Here is a 21,641-nt window from a genome sequence, read left to right on the forward strand (position 1 = left end):
TTTAGTCCAACCCAATTTCCTCACGGACGACATCCGCAATAGTGTCAACATAGTAATTCACTTCATCATCTGTTGGTGCCTCTGCCATAACACGAAGGAGAGGTTCTGTACCACTAGGGCGAACCAAGATACGACCGTTCCCAGCCATCTCAGCTTCCATTTTTTCAATGATAGCTGCAATCGCAGGAACTTCCATGGCTTTAGTTTTCATGCTATTTTCCACACGGATATTAACCAGTTTTTGAGGGTAGATCGTCACTTCTGATGCTAATTCAGACAAGCTCTTACCTGTTTCAATCATGACTTTAGTCAATTGAATAGCTGTCAATTGACCATCACCAGTTGTATTGTAATCCATGATAATAACGTGACCAGACTGTTCACCACCAAGGTTATAGCCATTTTTACGCATTTCTTCAACAACATAACGGTCACCAACGGCAGTCACGACCTTGTTAATTCCCTCACGATCAAGTGCCTTGTGGAAACCAAGGTTTGACATAACAGTTGTCACAATTGTATTTTTAGCCAACTCACCTTTTTCAGACAAGTGTTTACCGATAATGTACATGACCTTGTCGCCATCAACAATATTACCATTTTCATCAACAGCGATGAGACGGTCACTATCACCATCAAAGGCAAGACCAATGGCTGAACCACTTTCTTTAACCAAGGCTTGCAATTGCTCTGGATGTGTTGAACCCACTCCAGCATTGATGTTAAGACCATCTGGTTGATCCCCGATAACCGTAATATCGGCATTCAAATCAAGGAAAACATTACGAGCTGACACAGCAGCTGCACCATTAGCAGTGTCCAAGGCAACCTTCAGTCCACCAAGATCAACACCTGTTGCCACCAAGAATTTTTCATACTTGCGAAGACCTTCTGGATAATCTACAAGTGTTCCAAGACCCTCAGCTGATGGACGTGGAAGAGTATCCTCTGCTGCATCAAGAAGGGCTTCAATTTCCGCTTCACGCGCATCATCCAATTTAAAACCATCTCCCCCAAAGAACTTAATACCATTATCAAGAGCTGGATTATGGCTGGCTGAAATCATAACACCAGCACTGGCATTTTCCGTACGTACCAAGTATGAAACACCTGGAGTCGCAAGTACCCCAAGTTTGTAGACTTCGATACCTACTGATAAAAGACCTGCCACCAAAGCTGATTCTAACATTTCCCCTGAAATACGTGTATCACGTGCCACAAAGACCTTAGGACGGCCAGTTTCGTGTTGGCTAAGCACATAACCACCGAAGCGACCTAATTTAAAGGCCAATTCAGGCGTGAGCTCAACATTAGCTTCTCCACGAACACCGTCTGTTCCAAAATATTTACCCATAATTTTATTTTTAGTGCCCCAGCACTAAATCCTCCTTAAACTGTGATGCTGTCTAACAAGAGCAAAAGTAATCTAGTGAAATCTACCTAGATAGTTTAACTTTATCTGATTTCACCGATATTTTCAACCCTTCTTGTATAACTTTTTTGGCTATTGCGCCAATTTCCCCAGATTAAGCCTTCTCCATTTTATCTATCTTACATAAACTTGGAAAATAGCCATTCTCTATTTTTGGCTGACCTTCAAATTAACTTTAACCGTATTTGGTTGCACTGTCACACCATCGGCCGAAAGCTTGAGCGTTTGTGTAGTATCCTTGGTCACATGACTAATATCTACTGGAACAGTGATGCTATCAATCTTATCCATAGCTTCCTGACTACCAACAATAGTCACATGGCCTCGATCAAAACTATAACTGATACTAGACACATTGCTAGCCTTATCTCCAGTCAACTCTACTTTAACAGGGACAGACTTGCTCAATTTTCTCAAAGCAATTTTGGCATGAACCTTAGCTGGAGAAATCGAGCTAGCCAAGACTGTCCCATTAGCTGAAACGGCTTGCAACAATAAGTTGCCATCATAATCATCAGACAAGTTGGCACTGCCTTCCAAAACTGCTTGAACGTGGTCAATTTGATTGATGATATCTTCACTTGATGTCACCTCTACCTTGGTTTCATCCAAGCTAACCTTTTTCACTTCGTAGCCATTAGCCAACTTATCTGGTGTGATATTTGCAACCACATCAAATGTCTTGCTAGCTTTTTTACCAATGGTTGCTGTCAAGGTCGATGGCGATACTTGGGCAGACATTCCAGCTGGTAAATTCTTAACCTGAATAGGAACTCGGCTTGTCCCTTGGCCAAGATTTGACAAATCTGCAACTAACTTAAAATGGCGCGTATCGCTTGTTGCTTCAGTCGTCAAAGCCAACTGAGTAGTCGCGGTCAAATAAACCTCAGCGTCATAAGAATAACCACTGATAAAGTAATTATCACTGTCGTACTTAATATCTACAGGAACAGATTCTACTGTTTGCGTGAAGGTATTCGAAGCACTTGAGCTATTACTTTTATTTTGCGTATTACCAGACCAAGCCGTGACGAATAGCGTAACCGCAAAGAAGAGCGCAACTAGTATTTGCCACCAACGATCATTTTTTAATACACGGACAATGCGTTTCATTTTTTGCTACCTCCCATCCAACGTTGGAAGAATGACTGACGAGGTTCTTGCTCTTTCAACAAAATAAGACTCAACTCTTGCTCAAACTCTTGAATGGACAGTCCATGCAAGAAATTGCCCTTATAAGCAATGGAAATCGCACCTGTTTCTTCAGATACGACAAAGGTAAGAGCATCTGTTTGCTCTGAAAGACCAATAGCGGCCCTGTGACGTGTTCCGAATTCCTTAGAAATTTTATTAGATTCCGAAAGCGGTAGATAAGAACAAGCTGTCGCAACCTTATTATCTCTGATGATAACTGCCCCATCATGCAGCGGTGTATTAGGGATAAAAATATTAATCAACAGTTCCCCTGTTACAACTGCATCAAGCGGAATTCCTGTCACAATTTGTTCTTGCAGAGTTTGCGTCTGTTCAATAGAGACGAGGGCTCCAATCTTACGAGGACTCATGTACTTAGCGGCTTTAACAAAAGCTTGAACCAGTTTCTCATCTGAACTCACTTCTTTATTTTGCAAAAAATGCTGAGGCGTACGTCCAAAGGTTTCAAGTGCAGAACGAAGCTCTGGCGCAAAGATTACAACCGCCGCAATGGCACCATAGTTGATGACCTGATTCATCAAATAAGAAATCGTTGTGAAGCCTATAAAATCAGAAATAAATTTTACAAAAATAAATAAGACTACCCCTTGAACTAGGGTCATGATTTTGGTTCCCCTCAGGGCCCTAATAAAGCGGTAAATTAAAAAAGCAACAATCAATATGTCCAAACTATTGACGATAACTTTCAACGGACTATCAAAGAGTGACCGCCAAAAATCAATATCAATGGACGACAGTATACCCATACATATCACACTTTCTTTTAATTTTTAAACAGTTCCTATTATACCACGAATTCAAACTATTTTGAGACTACAATCACTACTTTTTGTGATAAAATAAATTCATGACTATAAAAACTACCATGGGTATCTTGGCAGGAAAGACTAGCCACTTTGTCCTCTCCAAATTAGGACGTGGGTCAACCCTCCCAGGAAAAATCGCCCTTAAATTTGACAAAAACATTTTAGACACACTGGCAAAAGATTATGAAATCGTCGTTGTTACAGGAACCAACGGAAAGACTCTAACAACAGCTTTGACAGTTGGAATTTTAAAAGAAGCTTTTGGTGACATTGTGACCAATCCTAGTGGAGCCAACATGATCACAGGGATTACTTCTACTTTCCTAACCGCTAAAAGAGCTAAATCAGGTAAGAAAATTGCTGTCTTGGAGATTGACGAAGCTAGCCTACCAAAAATCACAGAGTACATCACCCCAAGTCTATTTGTCTTCACAAATATTTTCCGTGACCAAATGGACCGCTACGGTGAAATCTATACTACTTATCAGATGATTTTAGATGGTGCTGCCAAGGCACCCAAGGCTACTATTTTGGCTAATGGGGACAGTCCCCTCTTCAACTCTAAAGAAGTGATCAATCCCGTACGTTTCTATGGTTTTGATACTGAAAAGCATGCGCCAGAGCTGGCCCATTATAATACTGAAGGCATTGTCTGTCCTAAGTGTGAGCGTATTCTTCAGTATCGCCTCAATACTTACGCTAACTTGGGTGACTACACCTGCCCTAACTGCGATTTCCACCGTCCAGAATTAGATTATAAGCTAACGAAGTTGACTAAAATCACTAACACGACTTCTGAATTTGTCATTGATGGACAAGACTACAAGATTAATGTCGGTGGTCTCTACAACATCTACAATGCCCTTGCTGCGGTTTCTGTTGCTGAATTCTTCGGTGTGGCTCCTGAAAAAATCAAGGCTGGGTTTAATAAGAGCCGTGCTGTCTTTGGACGCCAAGAAACCTTTAAGATTGGCAACAAATCATGTACCCTCGTACTCATTAAGAATCCAGTTGGCGCTAGCCAAGCTCTCGAAATGATTAAGCTTGCAGATTATCCATTTAGCTTGTCAGTTCTTCTTAACGCCAACTATGCTGACGGTATTGATACTAGCTGGATTTGGGATGCCAACTTTGAAAGCATTCTCGACATGGATATTCCTGAGATTAATGCTGGTGGTGTCCGTCACTCTGAAATTGCCCGCCGTCTTCGTGTGACTGGCTACCCAGAGGATAAGATTACGCAAGCAGAAAAGCTCGAAGATATTATGGCCTTGATTGAAAAGCAAGATTGCGACCATGCCTATATCCTAGCTACCTATACTGCCATGCTTGAATTTCGTGACATTCTTGCCCAACGTCATGCTGTCGGAAAGGAGATGAACTAATGACCTATACTTCTCTCAAATCTCCAGAAAATCGTGACTACACCTACGACCTAAATGTTGCCCACCTTTATGGTAATCTGCTCAATACCTACGGGGACAATGGTAATGTCCTTATGATCAAATATGTGGGGGAAAAACTTGGTGCTAAAATGACCTTCGACATCGTTTCTGTTGGGGACGACTTTGACAAAGATCACTACGACATGGTCTTCTTTGGAGGTGGTCAAGACTACGAACAATCCATCGTTGCCAAAGACCTACCATCTAAACGTGACGCTATTGATCAATTCATCCAAGATAATAAGGTCATCCTAGCCATCTGCGGTGGTTTCCAACTTCTTGGACAATATTACATCCAAGCTAACGGGGTTCGCATTGACGGCATTGGTGTCATGGGCCACTACACCCTCAATCAAGAAAATAACCGTTACATCGGTGACATCAAGATTCATAACGAAGAATTCGATGAAACATATTATGGCTTTGAAAATCACCAAGGACGTACCTTCCTTTCGGATGACGAGAAACCACTTGGGAAGGTGGTCTACGGTAATGGTAACAATAAGGAAGATGGTTCCGAGGGTGTTCACTACAAGAATGTTTATGGTAGCTACTTCCACGGCCCAATTCTTTCTCGTAATGCCAACCTCGCATACCGACTGGTAACTACAGCTCTTCGAAACAAATATGGCCAGAACATTTCACTGCCAAGTTATGATGACATTCTCTCAAGCGAGGTAGCTGAAGAGTATGCAGATACTAAATCAAAAGCAGAATTCGAAAAGTAAGTCTTCTACATATCAAAATAGCGAAGCTGATTGGCTTCGCTATTTTCATGTTATCTCTATTTCCAAAGACGTCTTTTCTTCATTCTGTCTTCAATTTTACGATTATCAATCCTTAGAATAGCAATCATATCAAACAAGAGCCAGGTTCTTTTTGGATAGACAATATATTTTGGAGACCAGATTGGAGAGAATTTTTCCTTATAACGTTGGAGGCCACTGAAAGAGTAAAAACGCTGTGCAAAAACATAAACCAGATTGGCAACCTTTTCCTCTAAGAAACTATCTTCTTCAGTACCAACGTTGGCTAGGGGAGCCATTCCCATATCAAAGTACTGCTTGCCTTCTGCTTGGAAGTATTGGAAGAGTTTGACAAAGAGGTAGTCCATAATGCCTTCAGGTGCCTTTTCAAAGTCATATCGCATGAGGTCAATCGTGGCCACTCGTTTATTTTTGGTTGGCATGATATTGGCAAAGGCAACAATTTCGCCTGCTTCACTTTCAACAATGGCAATCGGCGCTTGTTGCAGATAGGCTTCATCGAAGAAACCAAGAGAAAAACCTTTCTCCTTACGACCGTTAAGCCAAACATCTGAGACAGCTCTCATTTCCTGCATTTGAGTCTCTGAAAATGGCGGTTGAAGCAATTTAAATTGGAAACCAGCTTTTTCCACGCGATTAGTCGGTTTACGGAATTTCTTACCATGCTTTCCTTCAACCGAAAACGACGTCAAGTCAACCATAGCATTTTCCCCAAACTTCATGAAGTCAAATCCATAGTCATGAAGCATGAGGGTAATGCTTTCATCTGCCTCATAAAATAGGGCTTGCAGATTCCAATCAGATAAAGTGCTTAGAAAGGCTTCCCATGCTGGTCGATAATAATCTTCATTCCCAATCGGATTTCCCATAACCACGCACTTGTTACTGGTTTGAGCGAATTGGAAAACTACTTGGTCCTGTCCATCAACACGATACCAAAAGAGGTGTTTGTCATGTAGGTAAGCCAAAGCACTTTCTGATGCACCTCCATATTTTGACAAAAGAGCTGTAAAACGTTCATCATCCATTTTTTGACCGAAAGTCTTACGAGGTGCCAAAATTTTCAAGAGCCCCCAAACAATGGTTGCAATGATAACAGCTGCCAATAAAATATTAAACCAGATATGGATAAAATGTCCAAGAACATCACGGTTCTTCGGTGGCAAGAGATGAGACCAGAAACCATTTCCCCCTAAAACAAGGAGAACCAAAATCGTAAAAGCAAGAAAGAGGAAATCTTTAGTCTTATCTTCCCAGCTATACACAAAATAACGATGGATCAATTTCTTTCTGATAATAAGCACAATCACCAAAGAAAGTGAAATCAAGAAGGTCATGGCCCAAGAAATGCCATTAAGGTTGACATAAATCAAGGCTAAGACAAAGGTTAATAAAGAGGCAGGAAATGCTCCCTTAACCCGACGCTTAATGAGACGAGCCATGAAAATAAAGAGAGTTCCAAATAAAATACTTGGGAACTGCCAAATCAACTGTTCCTGAATTGGATCAAAGCGGTTAATCAAATAGACATAAGCCAACCTTTCTGGAATTAAAGCTGACAAAATCAAAAAGATTCCCAAGAAACGCAAGAGATAGACCAAGAAACGGTATAGGCTCCCTGCAAATACTCGTGAAGAAACCCTAAAGTACTTATCGTTAATACGTCCTCCCATGTGTTTGAAAAAGAAGACAACTCCCAGCAAGAATGGAATGACATAGTAAGTCAAACGATAAAGTAAGAGCAAGCTAACCGCCATGGCATTACTAACACCCATGGAGGTCAAACCAGTAATGACAATAAGATCAAAACTACCAATCCCTCCTGGAATCATTGAGAAAATACCAATGATAACAGCTAGTAGGTAGAGCGGAATCAGATTGTAAAGATGAACATGTAATCCCATCAAATAGGCGACACTGACAAAGCTCCCAAGAGCAGTTCCCCACTCAGCTGTAGAAGCCAAAAGAAGACTTAGCCTCGTTTTCAAAGGTACCTGCCCAAAATAGGCCAATTTTTCCCGACTGGAAATAAAGAAAATAAAGGGCAAATAAAGGAAAATCCCTAACAAAAGCAGCCAATACTTTCTTAAATCTGGACTCAGAGGAAGAAACCAAAAACTAACAAATACCAAGCCACTCAAGAGTGACAATCCCGACATAAAGTAAGGCAATAAACGCGACAGTGCTTTAACACCCGTCTTTTCCTGCCCATCCTCAGAATAGAAAGAATACCGTAAACCGACATCAACCAAACCAGCAAAACCAGCCAGGTTATTAATCGTATTAACCGCCCAACTCGTCTCTAAAATATAGGGTTTGGAATAATCCGTCTCTAACTCCTTATTCAGGATTAAATCATAAAACAACATGGGGAGTACGGCGACTAACCCAATTATAATCATGAGAATAAGGTGCCAAATAGACAAGCCTGACAGAGCCGATTCTAGCGATTCTAATGTAATGGTTCGCTTCAACCGAACCAGTTCAATAACGACAAGAACCGTAATTGAAATAAAGAAGATGGATTTGATTGCTGTTTTTAAAGGTTGTAATCTCTCCAAAAGACTCTTCATGCCATCACCTCTTTTCGACTAATTCTCACTAAATCACGAATCATTTGATTAAAGACCTTGTATTTTCGTTGAGCTAAACGGTGTCCTTGCCGACGCTCAACATACAGCTTATGAATCGGAAAGAGTTCCGAAATCTCTTTGGAATGCCTAAAACTAATAACATCCCTTTGCCCCATAACCACCCAAACAGGATAGGGTGCCTTGTGTAATTGCTCCCTATCCAAGGGTAAATCATGCAACATGAGACCTGTTACTTTTGCCATAATATCCATTTTAGCTGAAAATGGCGATAAGGCCTTCAAACAAAGATATTGTAAATGAACCAAGAACCTAGAACGTCTGGTCAAGCCATTAAAGGTCATGTTACCCGCATTTAGTAAGAGACCCGCAATCCGGTCAGGAAAGCGACTAGCATAAACCATAGCTAGATTGGCCCCATCACTGTGACCAACAAACAAGGCCTTTTTGATATTTAAAAATTGCAAAATTTCCTCCAAATCGGCAGCCATCTGTTCAAAGGTCATCTTAACACTCTGACGACTGGATCTACCGTGATTACGACTATCAATAAAAATTAAGCGATAGTCTCGATATAGAATTCCTTGCTTAGCAAAGTAGTTTCCAGACAAATTATTGCCATGTAAAAAGACAATTGGAAAACCCTTACCAAGATCCCGATAATAGATGATTTGACCATCTTTAACTTTGAATTCCATAATATTACCTACCTTTTCACTACCGTATTCTTATACGATGATTAGTCTTATAAGGCATAAGGTCCGATACCATAAAACAAGATGCTCAGACCCTCTCATTCCATTATAACACTTCCCTTAGGTAAGAGTCAGAATATTTGTGCATTTTCTGCAAAAAAGAAAAAGCCTTTTCAGACTTTTATAAATAAAATCTTTTTGAGACTTCCCTTAAGTGAGTACGGACGTCAGCGACCTTCTTCGAAGTTCCATGACTAATTCTATAATGATTCAACCACTTTTCTCACAGCGGGAAGTCTCGTCTAGCTTTCTTAGATTGTTTTACGAAGAAATTATTTGTATTTCTTGTATTCTATGCATGCATTAAATAACTACCACCTTCACTAAAATCAAATGTAAAATCAATTGCTGTATTCATATCTTCTGTATAAGAAGCAGTGGTTACTACGGCATTCTCTTCATTATCATATTTTGTTTTCTCAGAAATTTGATGATTTTGAGTATCTAAAATATAAAACTTTTTATAATCATGAAAATCAATTTCATATGCAAGATGGTTTTTATTATAATCATCTATATTTACTAAAGACACTTTTTGATTATTTGGGTAAATAATTAAATGGCACTATTCAAAAAGAAAAAGCCTTTTCAGGCTCCTCCTCTTATTGTTCGAAAGTTTGTTGGGCGATGAGTTTGTTATAGTTTTCTTCATCTTCTTGATTATCACGGACAACCTTAGATACTGTAAAGGAAGATGAAATCAAGCCAACACATCCCATGAGGTAGTAACCCTTAACCATCAAAGGCTCTTTAAGGGTATAGAGGCCTACCAACATCAAGATTACAAAGAAGGCAAATGATCCCCAAGCCATCATGTTGAAAGATGTTGTGTTACGATACACTTTTTTCTTTACTTTGTTCATAAAGCTAGTCTCCTTTTATATACTAAGACCATTATACCAACAATGTAAGCCTTTCACAACTCAAAACATGAAAAGGCTCTCATATTTCCTTAACCTTCCAATTGTTCTGATAAGTCGCTCCACTCTTCCATCAGAGCCTCTTGATTGACTGATAACTCATCCAGCTCTTTCTGCAAGTCAGATAATTCCGCCACGTCATTGGTTTCAAGCATGGCAGCAGAGATTTCCTCCAAGCGTTCTTCAATGGTCTCTAGCTCGTTTTCAATTTGTTCAATGCGTCGGCTTAGTTTACGCATCTCTTTCTGATTGACTTTTTGAGCTTGATAATCATTAGCACCTGCCGAAGCTACTTGAACCTCTTCTTGTCCTTGATTTTCTTCCGCCTCAAGTCGTGCCAACTCTTCAAGCTCAGCCTTCTTCTCAAGATAATAATCATAATCCCCAAGATAAATGGTTGCCCCATCCTCAGAAATTTCCATCACTTTAGTGGCCACACGGTTGATAAAGTAACGGTCATGGCTGACAAAGAGAAGCGTTCCATCAAAGTCAATAAGGGCATTTTCCAAGACTTCCTTGCTATCAATGTCCAAGTGGTTGGTCGGTTCATCCAGAATCAGGAAGTTATTGTTTTCCATTGATAGTTTGGCTAGGAGCAGGCGAGCCTTCTCCCCACCAGAAAGCATGGAAACCGACTTTTTGACGTCATCACCTGAGAAGAGAAAAGCACCCAGACGGTTACGAATCTCAACTTCAGGAGTGGTTGCAAAATCATTCCACAACTCATCAAGGACAGTATTTGAGGGCGTCAAGGCAGATTGGGTTTGATCATAATAACCTACTTCAACATTGGCACCATAGGTCGACGTTCCCTTGATAAAAGGCAATTGCCCCACTACCGACTTGATAAAGGTCGTTTTGCCAATACCATTAGGCCCTACAATGGCAATGGCATCCATCTTCTTAACATCCAGAGAAATAGGCTCCGAAAGAATCTCATCATCGTAACCAATGGCAGCATCCCTAACTGTCAAGACCACATTCCCGGAGACCTTGTCCGCATGGAAAGTCATATTGGCTGACTTTTGGCCTTCTGTTGGCTTATCCAGTCTTTCCATTTTCTCAAGTTGTTTACGACGGGCCTGGGCACGCTTGGTTGTAGAGGCACGGACAATATTACGATTAACAAAGTCCTCCAGCTTAGCAATTTCTTTTTGTTGCTTTTCGAAGTTTTTGGCTTCAGTGGCCAACTTTTCAGCCTTGAGATCCATGAATGTTGAATAGTTTCCGACATAACGATCCAAGCTATGTTTGGTCAAATCTAGGGTTACTGTCGCTACCTTATCCAAAAAATAACGGTCGTGACTGACAATGATTAGAGCACCCTGATAATTAACTAGGTAATTCTCCAACCAGGCGATAGTTTCGATATCCAAGTGGTTAGTCGGTTCATCCAGTACCAAAAGTTCAGGCTTCTCTAGCAACATTTTAGCCAAGGCCAGGCGGGTATTCTGTCCTCCAGAAAGATCTGAAATAGGCATCTCCCACATGCTTTCATCAAACTTGAAACCATTGAGAATGGCTCTGATATCAGATTCGTAAGTAAAACCACCTCTTTGTCTGAAATCCTCGGAAAGGCGATCATAGTCGGTCATTAGCTTGTCCAAGTCTGCCCCAGTCAACTCAGCCATCTTCATTTCCATGTCACGCAGACGTTTTTCATCGGCACGAAGACTGGCAAAAACATTTAACATTTCAGCGTAAATGGTATTGCTAGACTCAAAACGACTATCCTGAGCCAGATAAGACAGGTTCAAATCACGTTTCGTATTAATCTCACCACTTGTCGGCGCTTCCTCTCCAACTAGGATTTTCAATAAGGTTGATTTCCCAGCACCGTTACGTCCAACAAGGGCAATACGATCTCGCTCATCCACCTGAATATTAATATTATCAAAGAGCACATCTCCTGAAAAAGAGCGCTCTATTTTGTTTCCTTGTAAAATAATCATAATGTTTTAATTATACCAAAAAAGCCAAGCTCTTGCTTAGGCTTCCTTACTTTCTTTCAAGATGCTTGCTACCTTAGTATTTATCAAATCGATAGCAACAGTATTTGTGACACCTTCAGGAATGACCACATCCGCATAACGTTTCGTAGGCTCGATAAACTGGTGGTACATGGGTTTTACAACACTGATATATTGCTCAATAATACTATCCAAGCTACGACCACGTTCTTCCATATCACGCTTGATACGGCGAATAATACGAATGTCATCATCAGTATCTACAAAGAGCTTGATATCCATCAAATCACGCAAGCGTTTATCCTCAAGTACTAGAATCCCTTCAACGATGAAAACATCCTGAGGCTCCTGACGATAAGTCTTGGCACTACGAGTGTGTTGCGTATAATCATAAATCGGAATATCCACCGGACGCCCAGCAATCAACTCATTGATATGTTCAATCATGAGATCTGTATCAAAGGCAAAGGGATGGTCATAGTTAGTTGACACACGCTCCTCAAAAGTCAAATGAGACTGATCCTTATAGTACGAGTCATGTTCAATCATGGCAATTTTTTCATCTGGAAAATTGGATAAAATGGCACGAGAAACACTGGTCTTACCACCACCAGAGCCACCCGTAACCCCAATAATAATCGGTTTTTTAGGCATGGTAAATTCCTATCTAATAGAGTCTTTCTCATCTATTCTACACTAAATCATGATATAATAAAAGCAAATCCATATAGAAAATGAGACTTTTATGTTTACAAACTTTCCTGAACAATGGCAAGACCTCCTTAAAGAAAAAGGAATCACAACAGAAACTGCCATTCAAAAAGAACTCTTTGCACCAATCACAGAAGGGGACAATGTTTTGGGTATCAGCCCAACTGGAACAGGTAAGACTCTGGCCTACCTCCTCCCACTTCTCCGTACTCTAAAGCCAAAAAAAGCTCAGCAATTGCTTATCCTAGCACCCAATTCTGAGCTTGCTGGACAAATTTTTGATGTGACCAAACAATGGGCTGAGCCACTAGGGCTCACGGCTCAACTCTTCCTTTCTGGCTCTAGTCAAAAACGCCAGATTGAACGTCTGAAGAAAGGACCAGAAATTCTTATCGGAACCCCTGGTCGTGTCTTCGAACTGATTAAACTCAAAAAAATCAAGATGATGAACGTCAACACCATCGTCCTTGATGAATTTGATGAGCTTCTTAGTGATAGCCAATACCATTTCGTAACAAAAATCAGCCACCATGTCCCTCGTGACCATCAAATGATCTATATTTCAGCGACTAACAAAATTGACAATCAAGATCTTGTGGAAAATACTATTGTTTATGACTTATCTGACCAAAAACTTGACACCATTAAACATTATTATATCAGTGTTGATAAACGTCACCGTGTCGAACTTCTTCGTAAGTTCTCCAATATTCCTGACTTCCGTGGTCTTGTCTTTTTCAACAGTCTTTCTGACCTTGGCGCTACCGAAGAGCGCCTTCAATTTAATGGGGCTTCAGCAGTATCACTTGCCAGTGATATTAATGTCAAATTCCGTAAAGTTATCTTGGAAAAATTCAAAAATCATGAGATTTCACTTTTACTAGGAACTGATTTATTGGCACGAGGAATCGATATTGAAAATCTTGAAGTGGTCATCAACTTCGATATTCCTCGAAATCGGGAAGCCTACACTCACCGTGCAGGACGTACTGGTCGTATGGGAAATGAAGGTAGTGTCATCAGCTTAGTAACCCATCCAGAAGATCTCAAAAAACTTAAAAAATTCGCCAAAGTTTCAGAACTGGTTCTGAAAAACCAAGAACTTCACGAAAAATAAGACATGACAAAAGCACTTCAGTTCAAACGCTGAAGTGCTTTTAGCATATACAAATTAGGCTTTTTTACCAAAGTCCTCAATCATTTGTTCCATTTCTTCACGACTAGGTGTTGTCAACATGTAGAGGTAATCACCTTGCAACTCTGCAAAGGCAGCAGGCATGATTTTCTTAACCTTAAGTTGATCACGGTATTTATCGAAGAGTTCTTCTTCTGAATAAGCGTAGTGAGAATTTGCACGACGTGATGTTGCCAAGCAGTAAAGTGGTTCAAAGTGAGATGCTGGGAAAGGCTCCCCAACAACGACATCCGCATAACCCTTGTACAAATCAATAGAATGAGCATAGTTATAAACATCAATAGTGAAACCACCGGCAGGGCGATTATTATACTCAATTGCAATATAATCATCACCTTCACGGAAGAATTCAATATGGAAGAAACGTTCCTTCATACCAAATTCTTTGATAATAGCTTCACCATACTGACGTAACTTAGGATCCATATCCTTAAGAACGTAGTAAGAATTATCCATCTTGTAAAGCATCAAATCAAGTGGCGTGTGGGCATAATCAAAAGTTGTTGAGAAGACAATATTGCCATTACTATCCAACAAACCATCAAAAGTACAGATTTCACTTGAAGTCACAAATTTTTCAAAGAAATAAACTGTTTCATGATCCCACTCAGCCTTGAAATGATTGATATCGTCCTCAGTTTCAAGTTTGAATGTTGCAGCTGCACCGACACCGTTGTCTGGTTTAGCAATCATTGGAAGTCCGATTTCAGCTACAGCCTTATCCACATCCGCATCTGTCTTAACCACATCACCAGGTACAACTGGGACACCAGCTTTTTGGAAAAGCTTTTTCATTTCAGATTTGTATTTTGTCTTCTTGAGGTCCTCTGGCTTAGCACCAAATACATTAAACTGTTCACGAAGGGCTGCGTCCAATTCCAACCAGTATTCATTATGTGACTCGATACGATCGATTGGTCCATGTTTATAGAAGAGAAAGGCAACTGCACGTTTCACTTCATCCAAATTTTCCAAATTATCCACTCGGAAGTATTCAGTCAACGCATCTTTCAAAGGCTGATCCAATTGTTCATAAGGCTCTTGACCAATACCGAGAACAGTGATTCCCTTATTAGCAAGTTCAACAGTAAACTGTTGGAAGTTTTGTGGATAGTAAGGTGAAATAACAATATAATTCATTTCTGATTCCTCTTTTTTAGTTACTCAGTAGATAAGAAAATTATAGGTTCATGTTGTCAAGGAAATATGGCATCTGTTTACGCCACCATTCCCAATCGTGGGCTACATCGTACCCCCACTCAGAGAACCAAGCTGGAATATTCTTTTGTTCAAAAGCTTCCTTAAGTTTGTAATAAGAAGGAAGACCATCTTGTTCCCAGGCACCAAGACCTGTACACACAACAATTTCAGATTGACGATAACGATCGATAAACCAACCATCATTTTGATTCCAAATATAATCTGATGGTGAGTTTTGGTAAATAGCCTCATCTCCTCCGTATTCACCAACAAAGAAACGTGCATCATAAACACCGCTAAGGGCTACTACTTTATTGAAAACATCTGGGTGTTGCAAGAAGAAATTAAGCGCATGGTAAGCACCCATTGAACAACCAGTTGTCATCATAGGATCAAACCAACCAGTCTTGTGTTTGATGAATGGAATGGCTTCTTGAATCACATAACGTTCATAAGCACGATGCATTTCTGCACGATCGTGTGGATTTTTCCAATCGCAAAGCCAGCTCTCACTGTCTACACTTGAAAGTGTAAAGAATTGCACACGCCCTTCTTCAATGAAGCGTTCACAAGCATTAATCATACCAAAATCATAGTATTCATTGTGACTTCCACCTGATGAAGCAAAAACTACCACAGGAATACCTGCGTGCCCATAACGATTAAGATACATTTCACGGTTCAATTGACCACTCCAGTGGCTAAGATGTTCGATATTCATAGTTTAAATCCTTTTCCTAAATTGCTATTAAATAGTTATGACATTAAAGACTAGTCCCATTTTTCAGCGAAAAAGCGAAGACAGTCTGGTAGATTCTCGGCCCAAGCTTCTTCATTGTGTTCAGCACCAGATTGAATGTGAATCTTGATATTTTCCAAATCAACCCCACGAGCAATCAAATCATGATAATAGCTCAATGAAGAGTCTATATAAGCCTGCTTAATATTACCAGCCATCAAGGTCTTGTCAGTATCATCAGCTTCCTCAGTTCCTACATATATGTAGACACGTTGATCTGAATCGAGCTTTTGACGCGACATGTAACGATCAAAAGCATCCTGATGCAACCAGTTAGCTGAAGAAAATACCCCAAGACAACCAATCTGCTCCTTATAATCAAGCCCCATAAACTGAGTAATATTACCACCGAGAGATGAACCAATCATAGCTGTATGCTGACGGTCAGAGAGGGTACGGTATTCCTTATCAATAAAGGGTTTAACCACATCCATGACAAACTCTGCATACTCTACACCCTTACCTCCGAACTGGACACCAGGGATATTCGATTCTTGGTACTTCCACGCAGAATACTCATTCATACGGCCAGGACCATCATTATCAATGGCTACAACAATCATGCGCGAAATATCAGGATTACGCTTGACTGTTGGGATAATCTTCCAAGAATAGCCAGAAAACGACTCCTTACTATAAAGAACATTCTGACCATCATGGAAATACACGACAGGGTAAGAACGATCTGTATCCGTTTCATAGTTCTTAGGTAGAAGAACACGCACACGACGAAGTTGACCAGTGTATGGTACCTCTAACTCATGCGTCTTCATAACCAAGTAAAAATAAGATTTATTCATTGTCAGAAAACTCACTCTATTCAAAATTTGACTCTATTATACCATATTTTTACAGAAAAAGAGCCTTATTACTAAGGCTCTCTTGACTTTTTTACAATTATTGACTAGCTTAACACTTAGTATTTTGCAATATCAAATACTGTTGATTTCACACGAGTCATAGCTTCAATAGAGTATTTCACACCTTGAGTACCGGCACCAGATCCTTTAACACCAAGGAATGGGAAGTTATCTGTACCACGTTGTGTTTTATTATTGATGTGAACTGTACCAACTTCAAGTTGTTCAGCAATAGCAAATGCACGTGGGTAATCTTGTGTAAAGACAGCACCTTGAAGTCCATATTCAGATTGGTTAGAAATCTTGATTGCTTCTTCAACTGAAGATACACGGATGAATGGCAATACAGGACCAAATGGTTCTTCCCAAGCAACACGCATATCTGTTGTTACATGGTCAAAGACTGTTGGATAGATAAGGTTTCCTTCACGTTTCAATTCAGTTTTAGCAGTAGCACCTTTTTCAACAGCATCATCAATCAAACCTTGTACAAAGTCAGCTGATTTAGTATCGATAAGTGGTGTAACACTTGCACTTTCTTCAGGCATACCAACAGTGATATTTGCAACCAAAGCAGTTACTTTTTCTACCAATGCATCAGCAACGCTATCCATTACAAGAACACGTTTGATAGCTGTACAACGTTGACCTGAGTAGTCAAAGGCACCTGCCACGATGTTTTTAGCAGTCAAGTCAAGGTCAGCATCTTCAAGAACGATAGCTGAGTCTTTACCACCAAGCTCAAGCATGATTGGACGCATTGCTGCCAAACGACCGATGTTTTCACCAACTGGAGTTGAACCTGTAAAGTTGATAAAGTCAACTGCTTTGTGTTCAACGATGTAGTCACCGATAACAGAACCACGACCTGTGATTGAGTTCAAGACACCAGCAGGGATACCAGCTTCAACAAATGCTTCAACCAAAAGAAGACCTGAGATAGAACCTTGTGTTGGTGGTTTGAAGGCAACAACGTCACCAGCGATCAAGGCAGGAGCAATTTTAGAACCAGCCAAGTTTACTGGATAGTTGAATGGTGAAATAGCAAGGACAAGACCTACTGGTTCACGACGAACAACAGCGATTTTTTCTTGCTACCAGCATCAAAGGCACCACCTTCAAGTACTTCACCTTCCAAACGCAAACCTTCTTCAGCTGCATAGTGGATAATTTCAGCAGTACGAACAACTTCACCAATTGCAGATTTCAAACCTTTAGAAATTTCTTTAGAAAGAACTCGACCGATCTTATCAGCATCACGTTCCAAGATATCAGCTGCTTTATGAAGGTAAGCTGCACGTTCAGCGTATGAAAGCGCACGCCATGCTGGGAGTGCTGCTTTAGCTGCTGCGTAGACTTCGTCTACTTCAGCTTGGCTCATAGCTGGAACTGATCCAAGTTCCTCACCGTTTGCAGGTGCGTAGATAGTAATTGAATTTTCAGATGTTTTCCACTCACCATTGACATAGTTTTTGTATTGTTTAGCCAAGATAGTAACTCCTTTTATCTATTATAAAACCTATTCTATCATTTTTTCCAAATATTCCAAGATTAAAACAAGGATTATTCAGAAAATTTTGACAAAAATAATTAAAGTTCTTAACCTAGGTTAGACGTATTCTACTCCTAAAAAGACATTGAGTCAATTATTTTGTCTATGCAAAAAAGCGAAAGCACAAGCTTCCACTTTTTTTCTTATTAGTCTACGTTAACGTATTCTTTTGAAAGTTCAAGAACTTCTTCCATTGTTGAACATTCAGTAAGTGCACGGTTAGCGTATTCTTCCATTTTAGCTGTGTCAAGTTTCTTCATCAAGCTACGTGTACGAAGAACAGATGTAGCTGACATAGAGAACTCATCCAAGCCCATTCCGACAAGAAGAGGAACAGCTGTTTGGTCACCAGCCATTTCACCACACATACCAGCCCATTTACCTTCAGCATGCGCAGCTTTGATAACATTGTTAATCAAACGAAGAATTGATGGGTTATATGGTTGGTAAAGGTATGAAACTTGTTCATTCATACGGTCAGCAGCCATTGTGTATTGGATAAGGTCATTTGTACCAATTGAGAAGAAATCAACTTCTTTAGCAAATTGATCAGCAAGCATAGCTACAGCTGGGATTTCAATCATGATACCTACTTCAATGTTGTCTGCAACAGCAACACCTTCAGCAATCAATTTAGCTTTTTCTTCTTCGAGAATACCTTTAGCAGTACGGAACTCTTTCAACAAAGCAACCATAGGGAACATGATACGCAATTTACCGTGAACAGATGCACGAAGCAAAGCACGCAATTGAGTACGGAACATTTGATTACCAGTTTCAGAAATTGAGATACGCAATGCACGGTAACCCAAGAATGGGTTCATTTCTTTAGGAAGATCGAAGTAAGGAAGTTCTTTATCCCCACCGATATCCATTGTACGAACGACAACAGGTTTACCATTCATACCTTCAAGAACCGCTTTGTATGCCTCATATTGGTCATCTTCAGTTGGGAAGTCTTGAGAGTCCATGTACAAGAACTCTGTACGATAAAGACCAACAGCTTCTGCACCATTATCGTTAACACCTTCAACGTCTTTAGGTGTACCAATGTTTGCAGCCAACTCGAAGTGTTTACCATCAGCTGTTACTGTTTGAGCATCTTTAAGGAGAGCCCATTCAGCTTTTTGTTTAGCATAAGCTTCACCAGCTTCTTTAAACTCAGCAATTTGCTCTTCAGTTGGGTTAATCACAACTTCACCAGTAATACCTGAAACTGCCAAAATGTCTCCATCTTTTACAAGTTCAGTAATATTGTTTGTACCAAGAACAGCTGCGATTTCAAGTGTACGAGCCATGATAGCTGAGTGACTTGTACGTCCACCAATGTTAGTGACAAAAGCTTTAACAAATTGTTTGTTAAGTTGAGCGGTGTCTGATGGTGTCAAATCATGAGCAACAACGATTGATTCTTCGTTAATTGTTGCTGGGTTTGGCAATTTCTTACCAAGCAAGTTAGCAAGCACACGTTTTGTAACGTCACGAATATCCGCTGCACGTTCTTGCATGTATGGATTGTCTTCCATACCTTCAAAAATTGCAATGAACATGTCAGTTACTTCAGTCAAAGCAGCTTCAGCATTAACTTGTTTAGCACGGATAGTTTCTTTGATTTGACCAGTCATTTCTGGGTCAGCGAGAACCATCAAGTGAGCATCAAATACGGCTGCCGCTTCTTCACCAAGGCTTTCAACTGCTTTTTCACGGATAACAGAAAGCTCGTCCTGTGACGCCGCTAGAGCAGCATCTAGACGAGCCTCTTCTGCACTTGTATCTTCAACTGTATTAGTTTCAAATGACAAATCCGGTTGAACAAGCAGATATGCCTTAGCAACTGCAACACCGTCAGATGCTGCGATTCCTTTAAGCATTTCTGTCATATTCTTATGCCAACCCTTCTTTTGTCATTGTTTCAGCGATTGCTGCGATTGCATCGTCAGCATCAGCACCTTCTGCAGAGATAGTTACGTCAGCACCTTGACCAACACCAAGGCTCATAACACCCATGATAGATTTAAGGTTAACTGCTTTACCTTTGTAATCAAGAGTGATATCTGAAGCAAATTTGCTTGCTGTTTGAACAAGCAAAGTAGCTGGACGTGCGTGGATACCTGTTTCTGCTACAATGTGGAAATCTTTAGAAGCCATAATGGATTCTCCTTCTTAATTTGGAATATTTGAGTTATCGATGATAACCCTTACAATTTAGAATTATAACATAGCTAATTCATATTATCAAGGTTAAAACATACTTTATGAAAAATTTCCTAAGGGTTTCTTCTCATTTAGTCATGTCCTTTCAAGATTTTATTCTCTCTTTTAACTATTTGTTACAGAAATAAAGATAAATCCGAAAAGTTTTTCATTGTATTTTCATAGGATGTTTTCATAAAGGCTAAGTTAGCGTTTAGATACGATTTAAGATGTTTTGACTAAAATCACTTGTTGAAAAAGCTGTTTTTTCAAATGCAAGGTCAGCTGTAAAGATACCCTCTTGAAATGTTTTTTCAATAGCGGCAGTGATTAATTGAGCAGCTTCTGACCAACCGATATAATCTAAGAGCATGCACCCAGATAATAGTACCGAACATGGATTTGCCTTGTCTTGATCTGCAATATCAGGAGCCGTTCCATGTGTCGCTTCAAAAATAGCATGGCCAGTTTGATAGTTAATGTTGGCTCCAGGGGAAATTCCGATACCACCAACCTGTGCGGCCAAGGCATCACTGGCATAATCACCATTCAAGTTGGTCAAGGCAACCACATCAAATTTTCCTGGATTTAGAAGAATTTGTTGTAGGAAGTTATCTGCGATGATATCGTTAATCTCTAAACGGCCAGCAAGTAGCTCCTCTTTATACTCTTCCTGTGCCACCTCGTAACCCCATTTACGGAAACCGCCCTCAGTAAATTTTTGAATATTGCCTTTGTGGACTAGGGTTACTTTTTTGAGATTATTCTTGAGTGCATAGTCAATTGCTGAACGAATTAATCGTTTACTTCCTTCAATTGAAATTGGTTTAATACCGATACTACTTGACTCTGGGAAACGAATTTTAGTCACACCCATTTCTTTCTGCAGAAAATCAATGACTTTCTTTACCTCTTCCGTTCCTGCTTCCCATTCAATACCTGCATAGATATCTTCGGTATTTTCACGAAAAATAGTAATATCCGTTTTTTCTGGTTCTTTAAGAGGGCTTACCACTCCTTTAAAGTAACGAACTGGACGAACGCAGGCATAGAGGTCAAGTTCCTGACGTAGAGCAACATTTAAAGAACGGATTCCACCACCAACTGGCGTTTCAAGAGGACCTTTAATAGCTACCAAACTGTCTCGAATAGCTTCTAAAGTAGCTTGAGGTAACCATTCTCCTGTTTGTCAAAAGCCTTTTTTCCTGCTAGAAGCTCTTGCCACTCAAT

The 21,641-nt window shown here is 40.2% G+C and carries 17 protein-coding genes and 2 pseudogenes; 3 read left to right on the plus strand and 16 right to left on the minus strand.

Translation table 11 applies throughout. From position 1 onward, the window contains the following. Window position 1: 1 nt before the first annotated feature. The 3 genes from glmM to cdaA all read right to left on the minus strand — a co-directional run bounded on the left by glmM (window position 2) and on the right by cdaA (window position 3,393). Window positions 2-1,354, minus strand: coding sequence for a phosphoglucosamine mutase (glmM, locus tag HSISS3_RS05650; RefSeq protein ID WP_021152017.1), 1,353 nt, complete (start codon window positions 1,352-1,354; stop codon window positions 2-4). 225 nt (window positions 1,355-1,579) lie between these two features. Beyond that, window positions 1,580-2,545: a CdaR family protein gene (locus HSISS3_RS05655; protein WP_021152018.1), complete on the minus strand. Its 966-nt coding sequence runs from the start codon at window positions 2,543-2,545 to the stop codon at window positions 1,580-1,582. Further along, the gene (cdaA, locus tag HSISS3_RS05660) at window positions 2,542-3,393 is read right to left on the minus strand and encodes a diadenylate cyclase CdaA (RefSeq protein ID WP_021152019.1); all 852 of its coding nucleotides are present in this window, start codon (window positions 3,391-3,393) and stop codon (window positions 2,542-2,544) included. Before cdaA ends, HSISS3_RS05655 begins: the two co-directional genes overlap by 4 nt. A 101-nt stretch (window positions 3,394-3,494) precedes the next feature. Between cdaA and murT the strand changes: the two genes are divergently transcribed. Further along, window positions 3,495-4,838 carry a lipid II isoglutaminyl synthase subunit MurT gene (gene murT / locus HSISS3_RS05665; protein ID WP_037608795.1) on the plus strand — a complete coding sequence of 448 codons (1,344 nt, stop codon included), beginning with the start codon at window positions 3,495-3,497 and terminating at the stop codon, window positions 4,836-4,838. Beyond that, on the plus strand, window positions 4,838-5,626 hold the full coding sequence (gene gatD, locus HSISS3_RS05670) for a lipid II isoglutaminyl synthase subunit GatD (protein WP_021145604.1): 789 nt from the start codon (window positions 4,838-4,840) through the stop codon (window positions 5,624-5,626). The genes murT and gatD overlap by 1 nt, the downstream gene beginning before the upstream one ends. A gap of 56 nt (window positions 5,627-5,682) precedes the next feature. Here gatD and mprF read toward each other — a convergent pair whose 3' ends face one another. From mprF to udk, 6 genes are all read right to left on the minus strand, one after another. Then, window positions 5,683-8,238, minus strand: coding sequence for a bifunctional lysylphosphatidylglycerol flippase/synthetase MprF (mprF, locus tag HSISS3_RS05675; RefSeq protein ID WP_021152020.1), 2,556 nt, complete (start codon window positions 8,236-8,238; stop codon window positions 5,683-5,685). After that, the gene (locus HSISS3_RS05680) at window positions 8,235-8,954 is read right to left on the minus strand and encodes an alpha/beta fold hydrolase (protein ID WP_021152021.1); all 720 of its coding nucleotides are present in this window, start codon (window positions 8,952-8,954) and stop codon (window positions 8,235-8,237) included. Before HSISS3_RS05680 ends, mprF begins: the two co-directional genes overlap by 4 nt. Before the next feature lie 349 nt (window positions 8,955-9,303). Further along, window positions 9,304-9,543 (minus strand): hypothetical protein, encoded by a 240-nt coding sequence (locus HSISS3_RS05685; protein WP_021152022.1) that lies wholly within the window; start codon window positions 9,541-9,543, stop codon window positions 9,304-9,306. 70 nt (window positions 9,544-9,613) lie between these two features. Next, window positions 9,614-9,874, minus strand: coding sequence for a YiaA/YiaB family inner membrane protein (locus HSISS3_RS05690; RefSeq protein ID WP_002883990.1), 261 nt, complete (start codon window positions 9,872-9,874; stop codon window positions 9,614-9,616). A gap of 89 nt (window positions 9,875-9,963) precedes the next feature. Next, complete coding sequence (locus tag HSISS3_RS05695; RefSeq protein WP_021145609.1) at window positions 9,964-11,883, minus strand: ABC-F family ATP-binding cassette domain-containing protein; 1,920 nt, start codon at window positions 11,881-11,883, stop codon at window positions 9,964-9,966. A gap of 36 nt (window positions 11,884-11,919) precedes the next feature. Further along, a complete protein-coding gene (udk, locus tag HSISS3_RS05700) occupies window positions 11,920-12,555 on the minus strand; it encodes a uridine kinase (RefSeq protein WP_008534308.1) in 636 nt (211 codons plus the stop codon). Window positions 12,556-12,646: 91 nt separating this feature from the next. Between udk and HSISS3_RS05705 the strand changes: the two genes are divergently transcribed. Next, window positions 12,647-13,729, plus strand: coding sequence for a DEAD/DEAH box helicase (locus HSISS3_RS05705; protein ID WP_021152023.1), 1,083 nt, complete (start codon window positions 12,647-12,649; stop codon window positions 13,727-13,729). Window positions 13,730-13,783: 54 nt separating this feature from the next. Here HSISS3_RS05705 and HSISS3_RS05710 read toward each other — a convergent pair whose 3' ends face one another. The 7 genes and pseudogenes from HSISS3_RS05710 to icd form a co-directional block, all read right to left on the minus strand. Next, the gene (locus HSISS3_RS05710; protein WP_002888887.1) at window positions 13,784-14,947 is read right to left on the minus strand and encodes an ATP-grasp domain-containing protein; all 1,164 of its coding nucleotides are present in this window, start codon (window positions 14,945-14,947) and stop codon (window positions 13,784-13,786) included. Window positions 14,948-14,987: 40 nt separating this feature from the next. Next, entirely contained in the window at window positions 14,988-15,728 is a 741-nt protein-coding gene (locus HSISS3_RS05715; protein WP_008534305.1) for an esterase family protein, read from the minus strand. A 50-nt stretch (window positions 15,729-15,778) separates the two neighbouring features. After that, entirely contained in the window at window positions 15,779-16,606 is an 828-nt protein-coding gene (locus tag HSISS3_RS05720) for an alpha/beta hydrolase (RefSeq protein ID WP_021152024.1), read from the minus strand. Window positions 16,607-16,722: 116 nt separating this feature from the next. Continuing rightward, window positions 16,723-18,155, minus strand: a pseudogene (locus HSISS3_RS05725) (NADP-dependent glyceraldehyde-3-phosphate dehydrogenase). A 209-nt stretch (window positions 18,156-18,364) separates the two neighbouring features. Further along, entirely contained in the window at window positions 18,365-20,098 is a 1,734-nt protein-coding gene (gene ptsP, locus HSISS3_RS05730; RefSeq protein ID WP_042771881.1) for a phosphoenolpyruvate--protein phosphotransferase, read from the minus strand. A 4-nt stretch (window positions 20,099-20,102) separates the two neighbouring features. Continuing rightward, window positions 20,103-20,366 (minus strand): phosphocarrier protein HPr, encoded by a 264-nt coding sequence (locus HSISS3_RS05735; RefSeq protein ID WP_002884015.1) that lies wholly within the window; start codon window positions 20,364-20,366, stop codon window positions 20,103-20,105. 259 nt (window positions 20,367-20,625) lie between these two features. Continuing rightward, window positions 20,626-21,641: pseudogene (gene icd, locus HSISS3_RS05740) on the minus strand (NADP-dependent isocitrate dehydrogenase); the annotation flags it as partial.

The sequence above is a fragment of the Streptococcus sp. HSISS3 genome (genome assembly GCF_000448605.1).
Classification (GTDB): domain Bacteria; phylum Bacillota; class Bacilli; order Lactobacillales; family Streptococcaceae; genus Streptococcus; species Streptococcus raffinosi.